24 protein-coding genes are annotated in these 22,758 nt (G+C 66.1%); 17 read left to right on the plus strand and 7 right to left on the minus strand.

Annotated elements, in window-relative coordinates; genetic code table 11:
• Nucleotides 1-65 precede the first annotated feature (65 nt).
• From fliS to AC51BJ_RS05415, 8 genes are all read left to right on the plus strand, one after another.
• Nucleotides 66-452 (plus strand): flagellar export chaperone FliS, encoded by a 387-nt coding sequence (gene fliS, locus AC51BJ_RS05380; protein ID WP_368492619.1) that lies wholly within the window; start codon nt 66-68, stop codon nt 450-452.
• 145 nt (nt 453-597) lie between these two features.
• Nucleotides 598-897 (plus strand): flagellar protein FliT, encoded by a 300-nt coding sequence (locus AC51BJ_RS05385; protein WP_019917461.1) that lies wholly within the window; start codon nt 598-600, stop codon nt 895-897.
• Between the two features lie 7 nt (nt 898-904).
• Entirely contained in the window at nt 905-2,146 is a 1,242-nt protein-coding gene (gene fliK, locus AC51BJ_RS05390) for a flagellar hook-length control protein FliK (RefSeq protein WP_496279560.1), read from the plus strand.
• Nucleotides 2,146-2,448: an EscU/YscU/HrcU family type III secretion system export apparatus switch protein gene (locus tag AC51BJ_RS05395; RefSeq protein WP_496279561.1), complete on the plus strand. Its 303-nt coding sequence runs from the start codon at nt 2,146-2,148 to the stop codon at nt 2,446-2,448. Before fliK ends, AC51BJ_RS05395 begins: the two co-directional genes overlap by 1 nt.
• Before the next feature lie 57 nt (nt 2,449-2,505).
• The gene (locus AC51BJ_RS05400) at nt 2,506-3,258 is read left to right on the plus strand and encodes a flagellar brake protein (protein WP_496279562.1); all 753 of its coding nucleotides are present in this window, start codon (nt 2,506-2,508) and stop codon (nt 3,256-3,258) included.
• A gap of 120 nt (nt 3,259-3,378) precedes the next feature.
• Nucleotides 3,379-4,263, plus strand: coding sequence for a DUF4394 domain-containing protein (locus AC51BJ_RS05405; protein WP_496279563.1), 885 nt, complete (start codon nt 3,379-3,381; stop codon nt 4,261-4,263).
• Between the two features lie 337 nt (nt 4,264-4,600).
• Nucleotides 4,601-5,797, plus strand: coding sequence for a sensor histidine kinase (locus tag AC51BJ_RS05410; RefSeq protein ID WP_496279564.1), 1,197 nt, complete (start codon nt 4,601-4,603; stop codon nt 5,795-5,797).
• A complete protein-coding gene (locus AC51BJ_RS05415; protein ID WP_304002398.1) occupies nt 5,778-6,221 on the plus strand; it encodes a response regulator in 444 nt (147 codons plus the stop codon). The genes AC51BJ_RS05410 and AC51BJ_RS05415 overlap by 20 nt, the downstream gene beginning before the upstream one ends.
• 41 nt (nt 6,222-6,262) lie before the next feature.
• Here AC51BJ_RS05415 and AC51BJ_RS05420 read toward each other — a convergent pair whose 3' ends face one another.
• From AC51BJ_RS05420 to AC51BJ_RS05445, 6 genes are all read right to left on the minus strand, one after another.
• Entirely contained in the window at nt 6,263-7,618 is a 1,356-nt protein-coding gene (locus AC51BJ_RS05420; RefSeq protein ID WP_496279565.1) for an MBL fold metallo-hydrolase RNA specificity domain-containing protein, read from the minus strand.
• Between the two features lie 72 nt (nt 7,619-7,690).
• On the minus strand, nt 7,691-8,629 hold the full coding sequence (locus AC51BJ_RS05425) for a PEP-CTERM sorting domain-containing protein (protein WP_496279566.1): 939 nt from the start codon (nt 8,627-8,629) through the stop codon (nt 7,691-7,693).
• A gap of 34 nt (nt 8,630-8,663) precedes the next feature.
• Nucleotides 8,664-9,461: a zinc metalloprotease gene (locus tag AC51BJ_RS05430; protein ID WP_496279567.1), complete on the minus strand. Its 798-nt coding sequence runs from the start codon at nt 9,459-9,461 to the stop codon at nt 8,664-8,666.
• Between the two features lie 341 nt (nt 9,462-9,802).
• Entirely contained in the window at nt 9,803-10,126 is a 324-nt protein-coding gene (fliE, locus tag AC51BJ_RS05435) for a flagellar hook-basal body complex protein FliE (protein WP_019917450.1), read from the minus strand.
• Between the two features lie 127 nt (nt 10,127-10,253).
• Nucleotides 10,254-11,660, minus strand: a complete 1,407-nt coding sequence (locus AC51BJ_RS05440) for a sigma-54-dependent transcriptional regulator (protein ID WP_496279568.1) — start codon at nt 11,658-11,660, stop codon at nt 10,254-10,256.
• A complete protein-coding gene (locus AC51BJ_RS05445) occupies nt 11,657-12,865 on the minus strand; it encodes a sensor histidine kinase (RefSeq protein WP_496279569.1) in 1,209 nt (402 codons plus the stop codon). The genes AC51BJ_RS05440 and AC51BJ_RS05445 overlap by 4 nt, the downstream gene beginning before the upstream one ends.
• A gap of 197 nt (nt 12,866-13,062) precedes the next feature.
• Here AC51BJ_RS05445 and fliF point away from each other — a divergent pair, with 197 nt between their 5' ends.
• The 9 genes from fliF to fliN all read left to right on the plus strand — a co-directional run bounded on the left by fliF (nt 13,063) and on the right by fliN (nt 21,822).
• Complete coding sequence (gene fliF, locus AC51BJ_RS05450; RefSeq protein ID WP_020165333.1) at nt 13,063-14,787, plus strand: flagellar basal-body MS-ring/collar protein FliF; 1,725 nt, start codon at nt 13,063-13,065, stop codon at nt 14,785-14,787.
• Nucleotides 14,780-15,772: a flagellar motor switch protein FliG gene (gene fliG / locus AC51BJ_RS05455; RefSeq protein WP_020165334.1), complete on the plus strand. Its 993-nt coding sequence runs from the start codon at nt 14,780-14,782 to the stop codon at nt 15,770-15,772. Before fliF ends, fliG begins: the two co-directional genes overlap by 8 nt.
• Nucleotides 15,773-15,803: 31 nt before the next feature.
• The gene (locus AC51BJ_RS05460) at nt 15,804-16,490 is read left to right on the plus strand and encodes a flagellar assembly protein FliH (protein ID WP_430434630.1); all 687 of its coding nucleotides are present in this window, start codon (nt 15,804-15,806) and stop codon (nt 16,488-16,490) included.
• Nucleotides 16,483-17,964, plus strand: coding sequence for a flagellar protein export ATPase FliI (fliI, locus tag AC51BJ_RS05465; RefSeq protein ID WP_496279570.1), 1,482 nt, complete (start codon nt 16,483-16,485; stop codon nt 17,962-17,964). The genes AC51BJ_RS05460 and fliI overlap by 8 nt, the downstream gene beginning before the upstream one ends.
• 80 nt (nt 17,965-18,044) lie before the next feature.
• Nucleotides 18,045-18,482 (plus strand): flagellar export protein FliJ, encoded by a 438-nt coding sequence (fliJ, locus tag AC51BJ_RS05470; RefSeq protein ID WP_024300331.1) that lies wholly within the window; start codon nt 18,045-18,047, stop codon nt 18,480-18,482.
• 68 nt (nt 18,483-18,550) lie between these two features.
• Nucleotides 18,551-19,561 (plus strand): flagellar hook-length control protein FliK, encoded by a 1,011-nt coding sequence (locus AC51BJ_RS05475; protein ID WP_430434632.1) that lies wholly within the window; start codon nt 18,551-18,553, stop codon nt 19,559-19,561.
• A gap of 157 nt (nt 19,562-19,718) precedes the next feature.
• Nucleotides 19,719-20,327, plus strand: coding sequence for a flagellar basal body-associated protein FliL (locus tag AC51BJ_RS05480; protein WP_430434633.1), 609 nt, complete (start codon nt 19,719-19,721; stop codon nt 20,325-20,327).
• A 26-nt stretch (nt 20,328-20,353) separates the two neighbouring features.
• Nucleotides 20,354-21,379, plus strand: a complete 1,026-nt coding sequence (gene fliM, locus AC51BJ_RS05485; RefSeq protein ID WP_496279571.1) for a flagellar motor switch protein FliM — start codon at nt 20,354-20,356, stop codon at nt 21,377-21,379.
• Nucleotides 21,376-21,822 (plus strand): flagellar motor switch protein FliN, encoded by a 447-nt coding sequence (fliN, locus tag AC51BJ_RS05490; protein ID WP_020165341.1) that lies wholly within the window; start codon nt 21,376-21,378, stop codon nt 21,820-21,822. The genes fliM and fliN overlap by 4 nt, the downstream gene beginning before the upstream one ends.
• A gap of 95 nt (nt 21,823-21,917) precedes the next feature.
• Here the strand turns inward: fliN and eutC are convergent, their stop codons facing one another.
• Nucleotides 21,918-22,721 (minus strand): ethanolamine ammonia-lyase subunit EutC, encoded by an 804-nt coding sequence (eutC, locus tag AC51BJ_RS05495; protein ID WP_496279572.1) that lies wholly within the window; start codon nt 22,719-22,721, stop codon nt 21,918-21,920.
• Nucleotides 22,722-22,758 lie beyond the last annotated feature (37 nt).

The raw sequence follows: 22,758 nt of genomic DNA on the forward strand, positions 1-22,758 counted from the left end.
CGGACGATACAGCCATCCTCTAACGGGACCAGAACATCATGTTTGCATCACTTTCCAACCCGCGCATGGCCTACAACCAGGTCGGCGTCGAGGCACGCGTGGCCAGCGCCGATCCGCACCAGCTCATCCTGATGCTGTTCGACGGCGCGATGATGTCGGTATCGACCGCCAGCCACCAGATCGACATGGGCGACACTGCGGGCAAGGGTCAGTCGATCTCGCGTGCGATCGACATCATCGGCAACGGCCTCAAGGTCAGCCTGGATCTGGAAGCAGGCGGCGAACTCGCGCAGCGCCTGTACGCACTCTACGACTACATGTGCGTGCGCCTGCTGCATGCCAACTCGCAGAACGACAAGGCAGCGCTCGATGAAGTGGCCCACCTGCTGGGCGAGTTGAAGGGCGCCTGGGAGGACATCCGGCAAAAACTGGTCCAAGGGGCGCCGGTCTGACCGGCAAACCGGGAAAATAGAAAGGTAAAAGGCGTCTACATGCACGCCTCGGAGCACGGGGTCCGCTGTAGTCTTTACACACCATTCACCGCCGGCCGAACGACGGAATTGCCGCGGCGACACTTACGCAAAACGGCCTGATCACATGAACTCTCTGTCACTGCTCGAAAACATGCGTCAGATCTCCAGCGACATGGTGGAGGCCGCGCGCGCGAACGACTGGGACCGTCTGGTCAATCTCGAACAGGCCGTCGCCTCGATGCGCAGCCGCCTCGCCGACAACGACGAGCCGGTGTCCTCGCCGGCCGAGCGTGCGCGAAAGTTCGACCTGATGAAGCAGATCCTTGCCGACGATGCCGAAGTGCGCCGTCACGTCGAACCGTGGATGCAGCAGGTCACCAGCTATCTGGGAAAGCTGCCGGCAGGCACGGCGGACAACGGCTGAGCACACCATGAACAACCTGCTGCCAGGGCTCGCACAGCGTCTGGCGGCGCTGACGCGCGAATCGGTCCAGACCACCGGCCCGATCGCTGCGCTTTCCGAGCAGTTGCCCGAGTTCGAGCCGGGCGAACGCTACACAGCACGCATCCTGCAAAATCTGCGCGATGGTCTGGCCCGCGCCGACGTGGGCGGACAGACGGTCACCCTGCGCCTGCCGCAGACCATTCCCGAAGGCCGTACGGTTTCGCTGACGCACGTGGCCCGCAGCGCACAGACGCTGGTGGCCACGCTCGACGGTGACAACGCGGCGCCGACCGACGGCGATGCGCCGGCCGACAATGCGGGCAGCCCGGTACGCCTGAGCGTGCCGGCCCGCACCATTGCCGGACTGCTCGACGGTCCGGAGCCGCAGCCGACCCGACTCGCCAGTGGAAAGCCGATGATAGATCCGGCCGCCATGCTGAGCGCGGCCACCGGCACGCTCGAAAATGACGCCACACCCCAGATCGCCAGCCGTCTGGCGCAGGCGATCGGCACCAGTGGGCTGTTCTACGAATCGCATCAGGCGCAGTGGGTCAGTGGCGAACGGCCGCTCGAATCGACCGCAGCCGAGCCGCAGCGCGCCTTCGACCCGGAGAAACCTGCGTCGCGCGCCGGCCTGCCGGTCGCGCCATCGGCAGCGACGGACGACACGCCGGAACCCGGGCAGGTCGCAAACGGCACGACCAGCACTCGCGCCGACGACGAATCGATTCAGGACACCGGCACCCTGCGCAGCGACACCGGCGTGCGCGAACGCACCGAAGCAGCCAAGGCCGATACCGGCCCGCCTGCCGAACTGCGGCCGCTGGTGCAGAACCAGCTGCTCGGCCTGTCCCAGCACACGCTGGCCTGGGAGGGTCTGGCCTGGCCGGGCCAGACGATGAAGATCGAGATCGATGACCCCGAGCCGCAGCGTCATGGCGAACCGGGCACCGAAGGTGACAGCACGCCGGAAGTCCCTTGGACATCCCGGGTACGGCTGGTCCTGCCGGGCCTGGGCGAGGTCGAAACCTCGCTCACGCTGTGGAAGGACCATGGACTGACGCTGGGCATCTCGGCGGACGATGATGCACGCCTGCGCATGGGTACCGCACTGCTCGACCTTCAGCAGCGCATGACCGATGCCGGCCTGCGTCTGGGCAGCGTGAACTTCAGCCAGTTGGACGAGGCGCTTGCCGCCCTGCCCGACAATGGCGAGAGCAGCGTCTGATGAACACCTCTCCGCGCGCCCAGGCCGTTGCGCTCGCCTACGGTGCCGGCGACGCTGCGCCGCGTGTCGTCGCCAAGGGGCGCGGCATGGTGGCCGATGAAATCATCCGCCGCGCGCGCGAAGCGGGCGTGTTCGTGCATGAATCGCGCGAAATGGTGTCGCTGCTGATGGGACTGGATCTGGACCAGCGCATTCCGCCCGAACTGTATGTCGCGGTCGCCGAACTGCTGGCCTGGATCTACCGCATCGAGAAGGGAATGAGCGACGTTCCAGCGCCAACCGTTAAACTGCCATCTGAATGAATTCGTGCCTGGTGCGCCGCAGCACCGGGTGATTGCCCATAGCCAGGGATGCACCCAATGACCGAGAACATCCGGTTCGATCTGCTGGAAGCAGACGATTTCGCACGCTACGTGCTCGACGGCCAGACCGATATCGCCTTTTACCTGCGCGCCATGCGGGATCGCCGCGTCAATCTGTCCGTCTATGCCGGCCGCGCGCCCGACCCCTTTCTGACCGCCGTACTGGCCATCGACGACGCACGCGGCGTGGTCGTACTCGACGCACCGCGTGACCCGGCGCAACTCGAGCAGGCGGTGAAGGCGTCGCCACTGGTGTTCCTGACCTCGCTCGAGAAGGTGAAGGTGCAGTTCATGGTCGGCCAGTGCGCCGCAATCGAGCACGAAGGTCATCCGGCGCTGGAAATCCCCTTCCCGACGCGCATGCTGCGCCTGCAGCGGCGCGACTACTACCGCCTCATCCTGCCGCCTAACCCGCCGCTGCGCTGTCTGCTGCCGGCCGGCGACGGCGAGGGGCGCATGGTCGAAGCCATGGTGGTGGATATTTCCGGGGGCGGTCTGGCCGTCGTCGCGCCGCCGAGCGGTATCGAGCTGAAGGTCGACAGCGTGATCGACAACTGCCAGATCACGCTGCCCGAGATCGGCACCATCACCGCGACGCTGCAAGTACGAAACATGTTCCGCGTGACCGAACGCGGCGGCAGCGAACTGCGTGCGGGCTGCCAGTTCATCGGCCTGCCCGGCGCCGCGGACGCACTGATCCAACGCTACATCCTGCGCATGGAAAGAGAGCGCAACGCGCGCGAAATCTGACCGGCTCGGCCGGATGAATTTTCGGTGACAGCTGCATCCATGCGGCCCCCTCCTGTGTAGAGCGGGTGACGACTCACTCTGGTGACGCGTCCTCCCCTACTTTTTCAGGAAAGGTCAGACATGTCAGCACACACCCTCACCGCCCTCGCCGCCGCCCTCGCTCTGTCCGGCACCACGGCCCACGCAGCCGATTTCGTCGGTCTCACCACCGGCAACCAGATCGGCATGTTCAGCAGCGGCAACGCCAGCAGCGCCAGCTTCATGTCCATCACCGGGCTGGGCAGTGGCGAACGCATCCTCGGCATTGACCTGCGCCCGAGCAACAACATGATCTACGGCGTCAGCAGCCTGAATCGCGTCTATACGCTGGACGTCACGACAGGTGCCGCCAGCTTCGTGTCGGCGCTCGACATCCCGCTGGTCAATCCGTCGCTGTCCTACGGCATCGACTTCAACCCGGTAGCCGACTTCGCCGGCGCAGCCTCGCTGCGCCTGGTGAGCCAGACCGGCAGCAACCTGGCCATCAACGCGAACACCGGCGTGGTCGGTAACGCCGCCAGTGTCATCCCGGGCGGCATTACGGCCGTGGCCTACACCAACTCAGATGCTTCGCAGTCCAGTGGCCCGGCGAGCACGGCGCTGTATTACATCGACACGGCGACCGACACGCTGCAGTTCGCGCCCGGCGCCTTCAATGCGCCGACGATCAGCCAGATCGGATCGCTCGGCGTTGCCGGCAACGTGATCGGTGCCAACGGCTTCGAGATCGACGCGATGGGAATGGGCTGGGCCGCTCTGACGCTGGACAACGGCGACAGCGGTCTCTATTCGATCAACCTGATGACCGGGCTGGCCACCTTCAATGGCGCACTCAACGCGAACCTGCGCGGCCTGACCTCGGCGCCGTTCATGGCACCGGTCCCCGAACCTGAAACCTACGCGATGCTGCTGGCCGGCCTCGGGCTGATCGGTGCCATCGCACGCCGACGCATGCCACGCGTCTGAATCGCCACCAACCGGCGATCACCATGACCCCGCCTCACGCCGGGCCCTTCCGCCCGGCGTGAGGCGGGGCGCGCTCCTTGTCGCGCTCCACCGCAGTCGCAGCAAACGCTGCGAGCGCACTGCGCCCGTGCCCCCAGTCAGCACCGCTCGTACGCCGCCACATCCAGACTCGCCGCCCCGACCCTGCCCGCACGGAAACCCCGTGCCGCGTCACGCTGTCACAGCACCCGACCACACTGATGGGTGAACGCGCACGCCTCCGGTAGTGCGCGAGCTATAGTGCGCTCGTCAACGCGAGCGTTCGGGCGATGCGCGACGTCTTCGGAGCGGCAGCACCATGACGGAACTGAACACCCTTCTTCCACACGGCTACTGCTTTTCGTGGCAACGCGATCTGCTGCTGCTGCACGTGCTGTCAGACACGCTGATCGCACTGTCCTACTTCACGATACCGATCACGCTGTGGGTGTTCGTGCGAAAGCGCGCCGATCTTGGCTTCCGGTCGGCCTTCGTCATGTTCGGCGTGTTCATCATGGCCTGCGGCGTCACCCACGTGATGGACGTGTGGACGCTGTGGAACCCCGATTTCTGGCTGGACGGCTGGATACGCGCCTTCACCGCCCTGGTGTCGCTGGCCACGGCCATCCTGCTGTGGCGACTGATTCCACTGGCGCTCGCCCTGCCCTCGCCCGACAGCCTGCGTCGCGCCAACGAGGAACTGCGGGCCGAAATCGAGCGCCGGCAACAGTCCGAAGCGCAATTGCAGGCAATGAACGAAAGGATGCGCCTGCAGATCGAGGAACTCGAAGCCGTGTCCTATGCCATTGCGCACGACGTGCGTGGCCCGCTGCGCCACATCGACGGTTTTGCGCGCGTACTCGGCGATCGCCTCGGCGTCATCGACACCGAACCGGCCTCGCTGAGCTATCTGCAGCGCATCCGCGCCTCGGTGCGGCATCTGAGCGACATCGTCGAAGGACTGCTTGCGTTCTCCCGCGCCAGCCGCGCCGAGATGCATCTCGAACGTTGCGATACGCGCGCCCTGGTCGACGACGTGCTCGAAGAGTTGGCTCCCGACCTCGACGGACGTGAGCTCGATATCAGCATCGGTGAGCTGCCGCGCATTCGCGCCGACCGGGCCTTGATGTTCCAGGTTTTCTACAACCTGATCGCCAACGCCGTGAAATACACGCGAGGCCGCAACCCGGCTCGCATCCGCATCGAATGCGAGCGCGACAACGATGGCCAATACACCTTCCAGGTGCGCGACAACGGCGCCGGCTTCGACATGAAATACGCCGGCAAGCTGTTCGGGGTATTCCAGCGACTGCATCACGCCGCCGAATTCGAAGGCACCGGCATCGGATTGGCGAACGTCAAGCGCATCGTCGATCGGCACGGCGGCCGCATCTGGGCGGAGGCCGTGCCAGGTCAGGGCGCCAGCTTCCACTTCACCCTTCCCAACCCATCCGACCCACCCCCGGCCGACGCCACCCACCCTACGGGAGCCAACGATGTCGCTGCACTTGCGTGAAATCCTTGTCGTTGATGACAACGACAATGACGTCGAACTGATGCTGCTCGGCCTGCGCGTGCTGAATCTGGCAAACGAGATCGTCGTCGTACGCGACGGTGCGGAAGGGCTGGACTACCTCTACAAGCGCGGCAGCTACGCCGACCGCAGCGGCGAGGTGCCGCTTTTCGTGCTGCTCGACCTGCACATGCCGCGCATGGACGGCATCGAAATGCTGACCGAACTGCGCGCCGACGAAGACATGCGTGCGCTGCCCGTCATCATCATGAGTTCATCGAAGGAAGACCCCGACCTGCGTCGCTGCTACAGCCTGGGCATCAACGCCTATGTCGTGAAGCCGGTCGATTTCGATCAGTTCTCGCGCACGGTGACGCAGATGGGCGTGTTCTGGGCGCTGATCAACGAACCGCCGCCGGTGCTCTGAGCACCGCGGCGAGGCTCCAATCACGGCCGACGGGCATCGGTTCAGCCAAGGTCGAACTCTTCGTCCTGCTCCGGGACCTGCGCCGACCAGGCGAGTTCGTGCTCGAGCTTCTGCCGCAGGCTGTCGGCGGCGACCGGCTCGCCGTGCGTGACGAACACGCACTGCGGAGCGCGATCGACCGGACGCAGCCACTCGAGTATTTCTTTCCAGTCGGCATGCGCTGACAGGCCTTCGACCTGTGCCACCTCGCAAGCTATCGGTACATCGCGACCGAAGATGCGCAGGCTGCGCTTGCCCTTGAGCAGTGCGTCGCCCCGCGTGCCTTCGGCCTGGTAACCGGCGATCACCACCGCATTTCGTGGGTCGGCTCCGAAGGCGATCAGATGATGCAGGATGCGGCCGCCGTTGAGCATGCCGGCGCCAGCGATGATGATCTTCGGGTAGCGGTTGGACGCCAGCGCTTCCGACTCCTCCGGCGAGCGCGTGTAGGTGACCATGGCATGCAGCCGGTCGCAGGCATCCTGGGTCAGCCGATGCTCGCTGCGGAAGTGACGGAACACGCCGGTCACGTCGATCGCCATTGGGCTGTCGAGGAAAACCGGAAGTTCGGGGATACGGTGTTCGTCCATCAGGCGCGACAGCAGGTACATCAGCGCCTGCGAACGGCCGACCGCGAACGAAGGCAGCAGCACGGTACCGCCTCGCGCAGCCGTGCGGTTCACGATGCCGGCCAGCGTTTCGTACGGATCTTCATCCGGGTGCAGGCGGTCGCCATAGGTCGATTCGAGCACGAGCCAGTCGGTGGCGGCGAGACGGTCCGGCGCATGCATGACCGGATCGTCCGGACGCCCGAGATCGCCGCTGAACGTGACGCTCCGCCCGGCGCAGTCGACGCGCACGCTGGCCGCGCCGAGGATGTGGCCGGCGCGCGTGAAGGTGATACGGAACGGCCCGATCTCCACCGGCTCGTCGAAACCGGCGCTGCGGAACTGTTTCATCACCTGCCGCGCATCGTCCGAGGTGTAAAGCGGCTCCGCCGGGTGGTGCTTGCTGTAGCCGTAGCGGTTGGCGTGACGGGCGTCCTCCTCCTGCAGATGGGCGCTGTCTTCGAGCAGGATGTCGACCAGTTCGCGGGTGGCCGAAGTCGACCATACCGGGCCGTGAAAGCCCTCTCGCATCAGTCGCGGCAGGAAGCCGGAATGATCGAGGTGGGCATGCGTCAGCACCACCGCCTCGATATCGCGCGGCGCGATTGGGAAGGGCTTCCAGTTGCGACTGCGGATGTTCTTCACGCCCTGGAACAGGCCGCAGTCGACGAGCAGGCGATGACCGCCATGTGTCAGGAGATAGCGCGAACCGGTGACCGTACCGGCCGCGCCGAGAAAGCGGATTTTCATGATGGACGTCTCCTCCGGCGGTCAGTGTAACGCCGCACCTGCGTGCCGGATGAGAGCGAAGCCCGCGTCCGCTCACCTGCGCACGACTTCTGCCAGGCAGATGCGCCGGCGCCGCGTCCGGACCGCGACGACGCCGACACCGCTCAGCAGCAGCGCCCAGCCGGCCGGCTCCGGCACCGCCGACACCTGCCAGCCGATATCGGCGAAACCGGCATAATCGAGCGCAGTCGGCAGCTGGCGCTCGCCAGCGGGCGTGCTCGGATCCATCATCGTTTCCTGCAGCACGCCGTCGCGCAGGCTGTGCGTACCTTCGGCCCAGTGGCTGCCGTAGCGGTCCAGCGGCACGCCACCGCCGTAGGCCGCGACCGCGTTCGCGCCGACGAACAGCCCGCTGTCGGGATCGACATTGGCATACCAGGTGTCGGCTTCGCCGAAGCCGAGAATGTGTCCGATCTCGTGCGTCGCGGTGGTCAGGAAGTCGGGCCGGCCCGCAGTCAGACCGCCGGCGTCCGGGCCAAAGTACCAGTCGTTGCTGGCGTTGAACCAGATGTAGCCCCCCCAGGTGGCATAGTCGGTCCCCTGCGCCATACCGGCCTGCCCGCGCGTCCTCACCGCGTCGACGAAATCCGCGTCACCGCTGACCTGCAGGTTTGATCCGGTGCCGGCGAAGCCGAGCACGCCGGGCGCACTCGGCGAGCCGCCGACGTAGATGCGCAGCGTGTCGGCGGCGATCGTTTCGTTCACCAGCGTCACGCCCGGGCCGCCGAGGCTGGGATGCACGAAGGACACCGACCAGTTGTCGTCTGCTCCGGGTGCGATGGCAGTCAGCGTGTCGGTGAAGCCTCCGTAGAACGACGCGGCAAGATCGAGCAACGCGCGACGTTCGGCCAGCGGCTCACCGGTCGCCAGATCGGTGAAGAAGCCGCGCGTGTCGTAGCGGTAGTCGAACTCGATCTGCAGTGCCGACACCGCATTCGGAACGCCGGCGAACAGCGCCAGGGCGAGCGCCATGCGAGCGCTCCGCCGGTGAAGTCTGCATGCACGTTCAGCCATGACGTCCGCTCCCCCGCGATGTGCGACGCTGCGTCCTCGCGCGCAACACGATCAGGCCGGCGAGCATGAGCGCCGAAGCGCCCGGCTCCGGCACCGGCGACAGCGGCGTCACCGAACCGACGCCTGCGCCATACACGCCCTGCAGCGCGGCGCGTGTGGCCTCGTCGAGCGGGAAAACCGGACCTTCGTAAGCCAGCAATGCAGCCGGTCCGACGGTGACCGGATCGTCGTTGACGTAGTGCCCCATGCCCAGCGAATGACCCAGCTCGTGCTGCGCGACCGCGTAGACCCAGAGCGGCGTCCAGTCGGCGCCGAACCGGCCGGCGTTGAACACGATGTCGCCGGCCAGACCGCTGTCCGGCGAGAACGGAAAATAGGCATAGGCATTCGCGTCGGCGATGTGCGCCACCTGCCCCACGCGGATGTCGGCCAGCCCGGTCGGCTCGTACTCGCCGGTTTCCGGCAACGGTCCGCTATCGCTCACCTCTACGAAGTGGATGGGCAGCACCGCGGCGTAGTCCCACAGCGCCCGTTCGAACGCGCTGCGCAACAGCGACGCGGGCAGCGGCGCGCCGGTCGCGCCATCGAGCAGGCTACCGTCGAGCAGATTGGTGAAACTGTAAGTCAGGGTGAGGGCGCTGCCCGGCCCATCCTGCTGCGCCCAGGCGGCGTACATCGGGAAGTGGCCGGCGAACGCGGGCGCCGCCATGCACAGCGCAATCAGGCTGCATGCGGCAGTGCGCAGCAGCACGCGAACGGCCGGCAGCGTCACGTTGATCGGTACTGACATCGGGATACCTCTGCAATCGGATCGGCGGTGCAGGCACCGCCGACGAAGGACGAAGAGGCTGGCAACGCGGCCCGGCGGCGGGCGCGGCTGGCGACGGATGGACGCGGAGGCTTGCGAGGCGGCGGACGCCGACGGGCTGGCGAAACTGCGGTCGGAACGGCAATGCGGAAGTGTCGTTCCGGCATACCCCGGCCGGCGCGAAGGACCGACACTCAGGTTCTATGAGCTTCGTTCAAACGAGAACTATTGTCAATTGAAGGAGGGTGCCGGCGAGCCGGACGAAAAAAAACCGGCCTTGTGGCCGGTCCCTGTCGAGGTCATGCGCGTCGGCGCTCAGACGCTCAGACGCTCATGTTCATGATGTCCTGGTAGGCGTTCACCAGCTTGTTGCGCACCTGCACCATCTGCTGGAAGGACAGGCTGGCCTTCTGCGACGCGATCATCACGTCCTGCAGGTTGGCTTCGGTATTGCTGCCGGTGATGAAACCTTCCGACATCTTCTGCGCTTCCTGCTGCGCCGCATTGACCTGTTCGATCGCGTTCTTCAGCGCCTCGCCGAAGTCAGCGCCGCCGGACGCCGCATCGACCTTGCCGACCGGCTTGTTCGCCGCGGTCTGCGCGGTCGAGCGCAGCTCGGTAATCATCTGGTTGAGGCTGGTGTTCATGCAGTTTCTCCTGTGCCCGCCGGCAAAAAATGCCGGTTACGGACTGTCCGCCGAGGCAATTTCGGCGTTCATGACCTGTTCAGCGGTTTCCTTGCAATAACCGGGCCAAGCAGGCAAAGCGCTCGACTTACCCCTCGCGCAGCAGACCATCCGCCTTGTAACGCGCAAGTTTATACCGCAGCGTGCGTTCCGAAATGCCGAGTTTCTCGATGGCCTTCTTGCGCGAACCACCGACTGCGGCCAGCGTTTCGAGGATGAGGTCGCGTTCCATGTCGCGCACCGATTTCACCTTGACCGGCGCGTCCGGCGTGGCATTCGGCGGCGCATCGTTCGCGGCGGGCACCGGCGCCGCAGCAGCCAAGGTCGGCGCCGGTTCACTCACCGGACGCGGCGCGACACGCTGGCTGCCGAGCACGATGTGCTCCGCCTCGACCGCATCACCCGGCGCCAGAATGGCGGCGCGCTGCATGGTGTTCTCCAGTTCGCGCACATTGCCGGGCCAGTCATGGCCGGCAAGGATTGCCGCCGCCGATTCGCCCAGCTTCAGTGCCCTGCCCTGCGCCTTGGCGCAGGCCGCGAGAAAGTGGCGTGCCAGCGGCACGATGTCACCCGGCCGCTCGCGCAGCGACGGAATGGCGATCGGGAACACGTTCAGGCGGTAATAGAGATCCTCGCGGAAGCGACCCGCGCGCGCCTCGGCTTCCATGTCGCGGTTGCTGGTGGCCAACACGCGGATGTCGAGCGGCACCGGCTTCTTGCCGCCGACGCGCTCGACCTCGCGTTCCTGCAGCACGCGCAGCAGCTTGGCCTGCAGCGACAGCGGCATTTCGGATATTTCGTCGAGCAGCAGCGTGCCACTGTCGGCCTGTTCGAACTTGCCGGCCTGTGCGGTCGTGGCGCCGGTGAAGGCACCCTTTTCGTAGCCGAACAGCGTCGCTTCGAGCAGGTTGTCGGGAATCGCCGCGCAGTTGATCGCGATGAAGGGCTTGCCAGCGCGCGCCGACTGCTGATGGATGTAGCGCGCGAACACTTCCTTGCCGGTACCGGACTCGCCGGTCAGCAGCACGGTCGCCTCGGACTTCGCCACGCGCGACGCAAGGCCCAGCACCTGACGGGTGCGGGCGTCCTCCGCCACCATGTCGGTCGGTGCCACCACCGGTGCGGCGTAGCGGTCGATGTGAGCGAGCAGCACGTCCGGTTCGAAGGGCTTGAGCAGGAAATCGCAGGCGCCGGCGCGCATCGCCGCCACCGCCTTCTCGACGTCGCCAAAGGCGGTCATCAGCAGCACGGGCAGAACCGGCTCGCGGGCGCGGATTTCGCGCAACAGCGTGAGACCGTCCATCGGCTGCATCTTCAGGTCGGTGATGACCAGGTTCAGCGCGTGCTCGCCGGTGTTGCGCTCGATCATGCGCAGCGCCTGCGGGCCGTCTGCGGCGCCGATGACGCGGTGGCCGGCGCATTCGATCGCCAGGCACAGCGCATCGCGCAGATTGGGTTCGTCCTCGACCACCAGGATGTTCAGCTTCTCGCTCATTGCCCGTTCTCCAGCACTACGTCTTCAGGCGTCTGCGCAGGCAGGCGCAAGGTGAAACGGCTGCCCGCGCCCGGCGCGGACTCGCATTCGATGTCGCCGCCGTGCACGCGCGCCACGCCGCGTGCGATCGCCAGCCCCAGCCCGGTCCCCTCTTCCCGCGTGGTGAAGAAGGGCTCGAACAATCTTTCCTGTATCTCGCGCGGGATGCCGCGACCGTTGTCACGCACGACGAAACTGACGCTGCCCTCGGTCGCCTCGACTGCCAGCGCCACTTCCCCGCCGTCAGCGCATGCCTGCACCGCGTTCTCGAGCAGGCTCACCAGCGCACTGGCCACCGCCTTGCGGTCGCCGGACACGCTGCCTGACGCCGTCTCCACCGTCAGCCGCACACCGGCCTGGCGCGCCACCGGCTCGACCGTGTGCTGAAGTTCGTCGACCAGCGCTGCCACATCGATCGCTTCGCGGCCCAGCACCTCGCCGCGCGCGAACATCAGCGTGTCGCGGATCAGCCGTTCGAGATGCCGCAGCCGGCCCTGCGCGCGCGAGGCGATCGACTTGACGTCGTCCGGCGCCATGTCACGCGAAATCAGCGTACCCACGTACAAAGTCGCCGCCGCCAGCGGCGTGCGCAACTGGTGCGCCAGCGAGGCGGCCATTTCGCCCATCGCCGCCAGCCGCTCGTTGCGCGCGGCGGCGATCTTCAGCGCGTGCTGACGCGTCATGTCGTGCAGCAGCACGATGCGCGCATCCTCGCCGGCCAGCCGCGCCTCGCTCATCGACAACCTGCGCGGCTGTCCGTCGGTGCCGATGCAGTCCCATTCGGCCGGTGCGTCCGACGGCTGCAGTCGAGCGGCACTGCTCTCCCAGCCTGCCCCGGCGCGCGCACCCACCATATCCAGTGCGGCCGGATTGGCCTGTTCGATCGCACCCGCACCATCCACCACGACCACGCCGGCCGGCAGCTGGTTCAGCAGCGTGCTCAGCCGATCGGTCAGGCGCGCTTTTTCCTCGTACTGACGGCGCAGCTCGCCGTTGGCCTGCGCCAGCTCCTCGGTCAGGCTGGCCACCTGCTTTTCCAGCGCCCCATAGGCCTCGGTCAGTTCGGCCGAAGCGGCATTGAACAGACGGAAGGCCTCCGCCAGCCGCGCCGCCTCCTCGGGGGCAATGCGGGCCGGTTCGGCGGCGCTGGCGGACGGCTCTGACATGCGTGTCGTAGACAGGGGATTGATCGATGGTGCCAGCGTAGCAAGCGTCAAGCCACGGATTGGCCGGAATCAGCCGGCCAAAAACCCGCCTTATTCATGGAACGCCACGCGCGAGGGGGGCAGAGAATCCGTCCCATCCTCGATGGTGTGCCGATGCGTCGACACCCGGCATTCGAGCAACTTGCAAGAGACGAACCATGGCCGACGCCGTACTCGATCCGAACGCCGCCCCCGCCTCGCCGGCAACGCCGCTGGCACTGGCCCAGCAACGGCTGGCCGAAATGCCGATGCAGAAGAAGATGGCGCTGGCCGGCGGGCTGGCGATGGCCATCGCGTTGCTGGTCGGGCTGATGCTGTGGAGCCGTACGCCCGACTACGAGGTGCTCTTCTCCAATATCAACGACAAGGACGGCGGCGCCATCGTCGCCGCACTCCAGCAGGGCAACGTGCCCTACAAGTTCTCCGAGGGTGGCCACGCCATCCTGGTGCCGTCGCAGTTCGTCCACGACACCCGCCTGAAGCTGGCGGCGCAGGGTCTGCCGCGCGGCGGCTCGGTCGGTTTCGAGCTGATGGAAAGCCAGAAGCTGGGCCAGTCGCAGTTTTCCGAACAGGTGACCTACCAGCGCGCCCTCGAAGGCGAGCTGGCGCGCACCATCGGTACGCTGGCGGCGGTCGACGGCGCACGCGTTCACCTGGCCATCCCGAAACAGAGCGCCTTCCTGCGCGACGACCAGAAGCCGTCGGCCTCCGTCGTGGTCAGCCTGCTCGGCGGCCGCACGCTGACGCCGGAGCAGGTCGGCGGCATCGTGCATCTGGTCGCTTCCAGCGTGCCGCAGCTGCAGCCGACCAGCGTGTCGGTGCTCGACCAGAACGGCAATCTGCTGTCGAACAACCGCGATGCCAAGGACAACGCGTCGCTGAACCCGACCCAGCTGAAGTACGTGGGCGAAATCGAGGCGGCCACCATCCGTCGTATCGAGGGCATCCTCGAACCGCTGGTCGGTCGCGGCAATTACCGTGTCCAGACGGCGGCCGACATCGACTTCAATCAGGCCGAACAGACGGCGGAAACCTACAAGCCGAACCCGACGCCGAACGCGGCCATTCGCAGCCAGCAGCTCAGCGAGTCGGAAACCAATCAGCCGAATGCCGCCGGCGTGCCGGGCGCACTGACCAACCAGCCGCCGACGCCGGCCACCGCACCGGTCACCACGCCGCCGGCGCCGGGCACGCCGGCGGTCGAAGGCGCCAACGGCCAGCCGGCAATGCTGCCGATCAATACGCGCAAGGATTCGACCACCAATTACGAGCTCGACAAGACGGTGCAGCACGTCCGCCAGTCGGTCGGCCAGATCAAGCGGCTGTCGGTGGCGGTGCTGGTTAACCACAAGACCGAGACCGACAAGGACGGCAAGGTGGTACAGGTGCCGTTGAACGAGGAGGAAATTCAGCGCATCACCGCGCTGACGCGTGAGGCGATGGGCTTCAACGAAGGTCGCGGCGACACGATCAATGTCGCCTCCGCGCCGTTCACCGAAGTGGTCGATGCAGCGCCCGAAACGCCGCTGTGGAAAGACCCGGAAACCATGGGTTTTGCGCGCGAACTGCTGAAGTATCTGCTGGTCGCTGGCGTCGCAGCCTACCTGCTGCTCGGCGTGCTGCGCCCGCTGGTGCGCAATCTGACCACGCCGGCAGAAGCGGACGAGAACGAGCCCGAAGTACGCGACGTGACACTCGACGAGAACGGCCAGCCCATCCCGGGCGCCCTCGCCGGCGGCTCGGCTGCGCAACTCGAGATGTCGCCGGAAGCGCGGGCCCAGCTCGACTTCGAAACGAAGCTCGAATCGGCGCGTGAATTCGCGAAGAACGATCCGAAGGCGGTGGCCGAAGTGATCAAGCACTGGGTGAGCGGCGATGAATGACGAAGGAATCGAACGCAGTGCCCTGCTGCTGGTGACGCTGGGCGAGGACGCCGCCGCCGAGGTGCTGCGCCACCTCGGCCCGCGAGAGGTGCAGAAGATCGGCACCGCGATGGCCGGACTGAAAAACGTGCCGCGCGAGAAGGTGCAGGCGGTGCTCGACCTGTTCGACGAGGCGACCGCTGCCGGCAGCCGCGTGTCGGCCGACGAGACGCTGATCCGCAACATGCTTACCAAGGCACTGGGCGAGGAACGCGCCGGTCACCTGCTGTCGCGCATCCTGAACGACTCCGACACCGCCGGCATCGAGGGCCTGAAATGGCTCGATGCCGCCACCATCGCCAACCTGATCAAGAACGAGCACCCGCAGATCATCGCCACCATCCTGACCCACCTGGAGTTCGACCAGGCGGCCGAAGTGCTCAAGCTGTTCGTGGAACGGCTGCGCAATGACGTGGTACTGCGCATCGCCACGCTTGATGGCGTGCAGCCGGTGGCGTTGCGCGAGCTGAACGAGGCGATGTCGCGCGTGCTGTCGGGTTCGGCCAAGATGAAGAAGACGACGCTGGGCGGCATCAAGGCCACCGCGGAAATCCTTGGCTTCGTCGGCAGCGCCAACGAGTCGGCCATCCTCGATGCGGTGAAGGAATACGACGCCGATCTGGCGCAGAAGATCGTCGACGAAATGTTCGTGTTCGAGAATCTGCTCGACATCGACGACCGCGGCATCCAGACGCTGCTGCGCGAGGTCAGCGGCGATCAGCTGGTGCTGTCGCTCAAGGGTGCCTCGCCTGAACTGCGCGAGAAGATATTCAAGAACATGTCCTCGCGCGCCGCCGAGGCGCTGCGCGAGGACCTCGAAGGCCGCGGCCCGGTGAAGCTGTCGGAAGTCGAGGCCGAGCAGAAGGAAATCCTGAAGATCGCCCGCCGCCTGGCCGAGGAAGGCCAGATCGTCATGGGTGGCAAGGGTGGCGAGGAAATGCTTTGACGATGGCCCGCTCTGAGGCAGGCTGCGCACGATGAACAGCGAATCCTTCACTGCCTGGCAGATGCCGGTGTTCGATACGCCGGAAGCCGCACCTGCGCCGGCGCCGGAACCGGCTGTCGATGCCGACCAAGCGCATCCCCCCGCGATGGCGCCGGAGAATGCGACTGCGGTCGACACGGACGACGAGACGCCGGCGCCCTTCCGCTTTCCCACCGCCGACGACATCGAGAAGCTGCAGCAGGAGGCGCACCGCGAGGGCTATGCCGCCGGCTACGAGGAGGGCACGGCGCGTGTGCGCATGGAAGCGATGCGCCTGCACAGCGTCGTCGAGCAACTGGAAGAGGCTCTGGCAGCGCTCGACAACTCGATCGCCCGCGAGGTGCTGAACCTCGGCGTCGAAATCGCGCGCAACGTCGTGCGCCAGACCATACGGGTGAATCCCGAGGTAGTGGTCGCCGTCGTGCGCGAGGCAATCAACCAGCTGCCGCACCAGCACACCGCCATCTATCTGAACCCGGAGGATGCCTCGGTCGTGCGCAGCCATATCGGCGACCAGCTCACGCACGCCGGTCACCGCATCTTCGAGGACGGTGCCATCGCGCGCGGTGGCTGCAAGGTCGAATCCGGCGGCAGCCAGATCGACGCCACGGTCCCGACGCGCTGGGACCGCATCGTCGAATCGCTGGTCGATGGCGCGGAGTGGCTGGAACATGACTGAATCGACGTTGGAGCCGGACAGCGCGGACAGCGCGGACAGCACGGACGAGCATCCGGAGGCGGCCGGCAAACCGAATGTGCACGTGCGCAAGTGGTCCGGCTTCCTGACCGACTGCGGCACGCTCGCCGGACGCGTCAATCCCTATCAGCACGCCGGTCGCCTGACCCGCATCAACGGTCTGGTGATGGAAGCGGCCGGCCTCAAGCTGCCGCTGGGTTCGGGCTGCCGCATCATGGTCCCGGGCGGCAACAGCTGCGAAGCCGAGGTGGTCGGCTTCAACGGCGAAAAGCTTTTCATGATGCCGACCGACGACGTGGTCGGCCTCGCGCCGGGCGCCCAGGTCATCCCGCTCGAAACCGCCCCGCAACGACCGACAACGACCGAGCGGCTGGAGCCGCGCCGGCGCGCCTCCGACCGCGCCAAGCACCTGCCGGTCGGCGACGCCCTGCTCGGTCGCGTGGTCGATGGCGCCGGCCGCCCGCTCGACGGGCTCGGCCCGCTGATCACCCGTCATTCGCGCTCGGTGGCCAGTCGCGCCGTCAACCCGCTGCTGCGCGAGCCGATCAAGCGCACGATGGACACCGGCATCCGCTCGATCAATTCGCTGCTCACCGTGGGCCGCGGTCAGCGCATCGGCCTGTTCGCCGGCTCGGGCGTCGGCAAGTCGGTGCTGCTTGGCATGATGGCGCGCTTCACGTCCGCTGAGGTCGTGGTGGTGGGGCTGATCGGCGAACGGGGTCGCGAAGTGAAGGAGTTCATCGAGCAGATCCTCGGCGCCGCCGGTCTCGCCCGCTCGGTGGTGGTCGCAGCCCCCGCCGACACCAGCCCGCTGATGCGCCTGCAAGGCGCGGCCTACGCCACCACGGTGGCCGAATGGTTCCGCGACCAGGGGCGGCACGTGCTGCTCATCATGGATTCGCTGACCCGCTATGCGATGGCGCAACGCGAAATCGCGCTGGCCATCGGCGAGCCGCCGGTGACCCGCGGTTACCCGCCGAGCGTGTTCGCCCGCCTGCCACAGCTGGTCGAGCGCGCCGGCAACGGCCCGGAAGGTGGCGGTTCGATCACCGCCTTCTACACCGTGCTGGCCGAAGGCGACGACCAGCAGGACCCGATCGCCGACTCGGCGCGCGCCATCCTCGACGGCCACTTCGTACTCACGCGCCAGTTGGCCGACTCAGGCCACTACCCGGCGATCGACATCGAACAATCGGTTTCGCGTGCCATGCACGGCCTGGTCAAGCCCAGTCATTTCGATCTGGTGCGCCGCTTCAAGGGCTACTGGTCGCGCTATCAGCGTGCGCGCGACCTGATCGCCGTCGGCGCATATGCACCCGGCGCCGACCCGCAACTGGACCAGGCAGTGAACATGTTCCCGACGCTGGAGGCCTTCCTGCAGCAGCGCATGGACGAGCGCGAGGGCTACGAGGATGCGGTCATGAAGCTGCACCAGATCTTCGGTCAGACGCCATGATTGCAAAAATCCGTCACTGGCCGAAAATGCGTGATCTGGATCACGCCCGGCCCCGCTGATCGGAACGATGCTTTCAAGTCATGGCTGAACAATTCCGACTCCAATCCATCCTGGATCTCAGCGTCACGCGCATGGACGAAGCCGCCCGTGCATTGGCTGCGCTGATGGCCAGCGAACAGGACAACACGCGCAAGCTCGACATGCTCGAGCAGTACCGCAACGAGTACCAGGGCCAGTTCATGGCGGCCGCACGCAGTGGTCTTACGCCCAATCAGTGGTCCAATTACCGCGCCTTTCTTGCCCGCATCGACGACGCGATCAGCCATCAGCAGAGGCAGGTCGAACGCTCGCGCGATCTCGCGCAGGCCGGTCAGCGCGAATGGCTGGACACCCGTACCCGGGTCAAGGCATTCGAAACACTGTCCGACCGCCACCACGCAGGCGTTGCCCGCAAGCAGGCCCGTGCCGAGCAGCGCGTGAACGACGATCGTTCAGGCCGTCAGGTCAACGACGACTGAGCGTCTCCACCCGTACCGGCAACTGGCACGGATAGTGCTGTGGTCCCTCCGTCACAGGAGAGATCACCATGCCGGCACCGACGCTTACCCTGCCCACTTCATCCACGCCACTCGCCACGTCCGGCCCGGTCGGAGACATCCGCGGCATTGCTGGCGAAATCAGCGGCGAAGACGCTGCCGCCTTCGCCAACCTTCTCAAGGACAATCTGCAGGCCAGCGGACAGGGGCGCGAGCTTCCGCCCGAACTGCTGGCCGACCTGATGGCCGACGCCATCAAGCCGGACGAGGACGCGCAGGAACTGATCACCACCGAAACACCGCAGAGCGGCGCCGACATGCTCGCCGCCGGCCTGCTGCTGACGCCTGTGCTGCAGCTGGCCGATGCGCTGAAAACGGCTGCCTCCAGCGAAAGCGAAGCCACGACGGCATTGTCTGACCTCACCGGCGGCAATGGCGGCAAGCCGGCCAAGGGCAATGCCGAGCCGCTGGCGGCAGGGATTGCCGCCCAGGCCGGCAGCGAAACGGAGGTGGACGGCAAAACGCTGCCGGACTTCGACCTCGCAGCCGACGTGCTGCCCGATGCCTTCGCCGACAACACCACCGGTACGATGCAGCAGGCACAGCACGCCGACTTCCGCGCCCATATGGCGGCAGCCCAGCAGCCGAAGACCGAGATGACGGTCGCCACACCGGTGAGCCAGCCCGGCTGGGCCGACGATGTCGGACACCAGATCAGCTGGCTGGCCGATCAGGGCATGAGCAAGGCCGAACTGGTGCTGACGCCGCCTCACCTGGGTCGCATCGAAATCACGCTGGAAATCGGCTCCGACCTGAGCACCGCACAATTCGTATCGGCCAGTCCGCTGGTACGCGAAGCGCTCGAACAGGCGATGCCGCGTCTGCGTGAAATGCTGGCCGAAGGTGGCATCTCGCTGGGCGAGGCGAACGTCAGCAGCGACCAGCCCTCGCGCGAGGGTCAGGGCGGAGAACAGCGCGGCCAGCGCGGTCGCGACAGCGGCGAGCTTGCGGTCAGCCAGACAGCCCGGCGCGGCACCGGACTGGTCGATCTGTTCGCCTGACTCACCTCCGGAATCTGGGGCAGCCGCAAAGGTCGGGATGCACCTGTCGAGCAAAAAACCGCTCCGGCACTAAAAAAACGGATCAATCAGCCGTTATTCGGACATTGAAAGGCATGTGTGCCCGCCGACAATTCCGAATCAGACAGGAGCATCGAATATGGCCAAAGCAGCCGCCACACCGGACGAAGCCGGAGCAGACGCACCGAAGAAGAAGGGCAACAAGATGCTCGTCATCATCATCGCATTGCTGGTGGTGGTGATACTGGGCGGCGCCGCGGCCTTCTTCATGATGGGTGGCAGTCATGCCGACGAAGGCGAGGACGGCGAAGAAGTCGTTGCCGAGGACGATCATGACGCGGCGGCCAAGGAAGCGAAGAAGGCCAAGCTGAAGAAGAAGAAGGACGCGGAAGCCAAGGGCCTGCCGCCGGTCTTCGTCGAACTCGACCCCTTCACTGTCAACCTGCAACCGGAGAGCGCGGTCGACCAGTACCTGCAGGTCAAAGCGACACTGCGCGTCGATGAACAGCCGGCAGCCGACAACCTGAAGGCCTATATGCCGGAGATTCGCCACCGTGTGCTGATGCTGCTGTCCGGCAAGAAAGCCTCCGATCTGGGTACCACCGAAGGTCGCGAGCAACTGGCGGAAGACATCAAGCACGCGGTCAATGCCATCGTCGGCGAGGTGCCGCGGAACCGGAAAGGCGAGCCCGAAGAGCCGATAGGTCCGGTCGAATCGGTGCTCTTCACCTCCTTCATCGTGCAGTAGCGCGGAAGAGAACAGCGAGGAAGATCATGTCCGACTTTCTTTCCCAGGAAGAGGTCGATGCCCTGCTGAAGGGTGTCACCGGCGAAACCGACGAAGCCGTCCAGGAGGACGACACCGGCGGCATTCGCCCGTACAACCTCGGCACCCAGGAAAGAATCGTCCGCGGGCGCATGCCCACGCTGGAGCTGATCCACGAGCGTTTCGCCCGTTACCTGCGCATCGGCCTGTTCAACTTCATGCAGCGCAGCGCCGAGATTTCGCTCGGCCCGATCCGCCTGCAGAAGTACTCGGAATTCATCCGCAATCTGGTGGTACCGACCAACCTGAACCTGGTCCAGGTGAAGCCGCTGCGCGGTACCGGTCTCGTCGTGTTCGACCCGAATCTGGTGTTCCTGGTCATCGACAACATGTTCGGCGGCGACGGACGCTTCCATACGCGGGTCGAGGGGCGCGATTTCACGGCGACCGAGCAGCGCATCATCCACGGCCTGCTCGACGTGTTCTTCGCCGAGTACGAGCGCTCGTGGGAGCCGGTGCACAAGATCAAGTTCGAGTACATGCGCTCGGAGATGAACTCGCAGTTCGCCAATATCGCCACGCCGTCGGAAATCGTCGTCGCCTCGACCTTCACCGTCGAACTGGGCGGCGTGTCGGCAGAGATGCACATCTGCCTGCCCTACTCAATGGTCGAGCCGCTGCGCGACATCCTGAATTCGTCGATGCAGAGCGACAGCGTCAGTTCGGACAACCGGTGGATCAAGCTGCTGACACGTCAGGTGCAGGACGCCGCGGTCGAACTGTCGGTGAACCTCGGCGACGGTTCGCTCACGCTGGGTGGCCTCAACAACCTAAAGGTTGGCGACATCATTCCGATAACTATTCCAGAGACGGTGACGGCCTCGGTCGATGGCATAGACGTGTTGCAGTGCAAGTACGGCGTTCAGAACGGGCACTACGCATTGCGCATCGAGCGTTTCATGGCCGGCGAGGAAGAGTTGATCGAGCACGCCCTGAGCGCCCAGGGCAAGAAGACAGGTGAGGAAAAACCATGAGCGATCTGGCCGAAGCCGAAGAACAAGTCAGTGACGATGACTGGGCCGCCGCGATGGCGGAACAGACCACCGCAGACGAAGCACTCGCCGCACTGGACGCCGACCACGCAACGGTGGAGGCGCAGCCGGCGAACATATTCCAGCAGTTCGGGGAAAGCGCGAACAAGCCTGCCGAGGGCCTGCGCGACTTCGAAATGATCCTCGACATCCCGGTGCAGCTGACCGTGGAACTGGGCCGTACCAAGATTTCCATCCGCAATCTGCTGCAACTGGGGCACGGCTCGGTGGTCGAGCTCGACGGCATGGCGGGCGAGCCGATGGACGTGCTGGTCAATGGCACGCTGATTGCGCAGGGCGAGGTGGTGGTGGTGAACGACAAGTTCGGCATCCGCCTCACCGACATCATCACCCCAGCCGAGCGCATGAAGAAGCTCAAGCGCTGAAGCCCACGAACCTCCTCCTGATTCGACCAGATTGAATCGGGTTTCAGGGCGACGCAGATGCGTCGCCCTTTTTCTTTGCCACCGCGCCTTTCCGCTCAGTCCAGCCGTGGCGTGCCCGCCCGGTCGATCAGCGGCAGCGTGTGGTCGCTTTCGTCCTTCAGTCCGACACCGGTGAGGCGCAGCGCACTCGCCTGCTGCATCAGCCAGTTCAGGCGATAGGCGGCAGCACCATAGGGCTGGCCCTCGGGCCGCACATTCGATATGCAGTTGCGCTCGGCGTCCGACCTGCCGACGCGTGGCGCCCATGTGAGATAGACACCCAGGCTGTCCGGCGAACTGAGCCCCGGCCGCTCACCGATCAGCATGGCCACCATGCGTGCGCCCAGCGCCTCGCCGACCTCGTCGGCCAGCGCCACGCGCGCCTGGGTGGCGATCACCACCGGCGCGATGCACCAGCCCTCTGGCAGCAACGGATACAGCGCCGCGAGCAGCGGCACCGCGTGCCGCGCCACCGCCGCCGACGACAATCCGTCGCCGATCACCACCGCCAGATCGCAGCCCTCGCCGCGCATGCCGTCCAGCCGCACGCGGTCATCGGCGTCGAGCCGGCGGCCAAGGTCGGGCCGGCGCAGATAGGTTTCGCGGTCGGGCGCCCGGCTTTTCACCGGCAATGCCGGCCAGTCCTGCGCGCTCAGTTCGGAGGCCAGCACCACCACGTCGAGCGGCGTGTGGATGGCGTCGCGGGCCAGCGCGTGGGCCAGACCGAAGCCCAGCGCTTCCGCGGTGGGCACGGCGTTGCCGACGCGGCCCAGACCGATGCGCGCCGACGTGAAACTTCGCCACAGCGCCCAGGCATCCTTGCTGTCGCTCAGCGCGCCGTCCTTGTCTTCATCCTTCATCGCACATCTCTTCACGTTCCTCGCGCCGGCCCCGGCC

Source organism: Methyloversatilis sp. S146-33 (genome assembly GCF_059552495.1).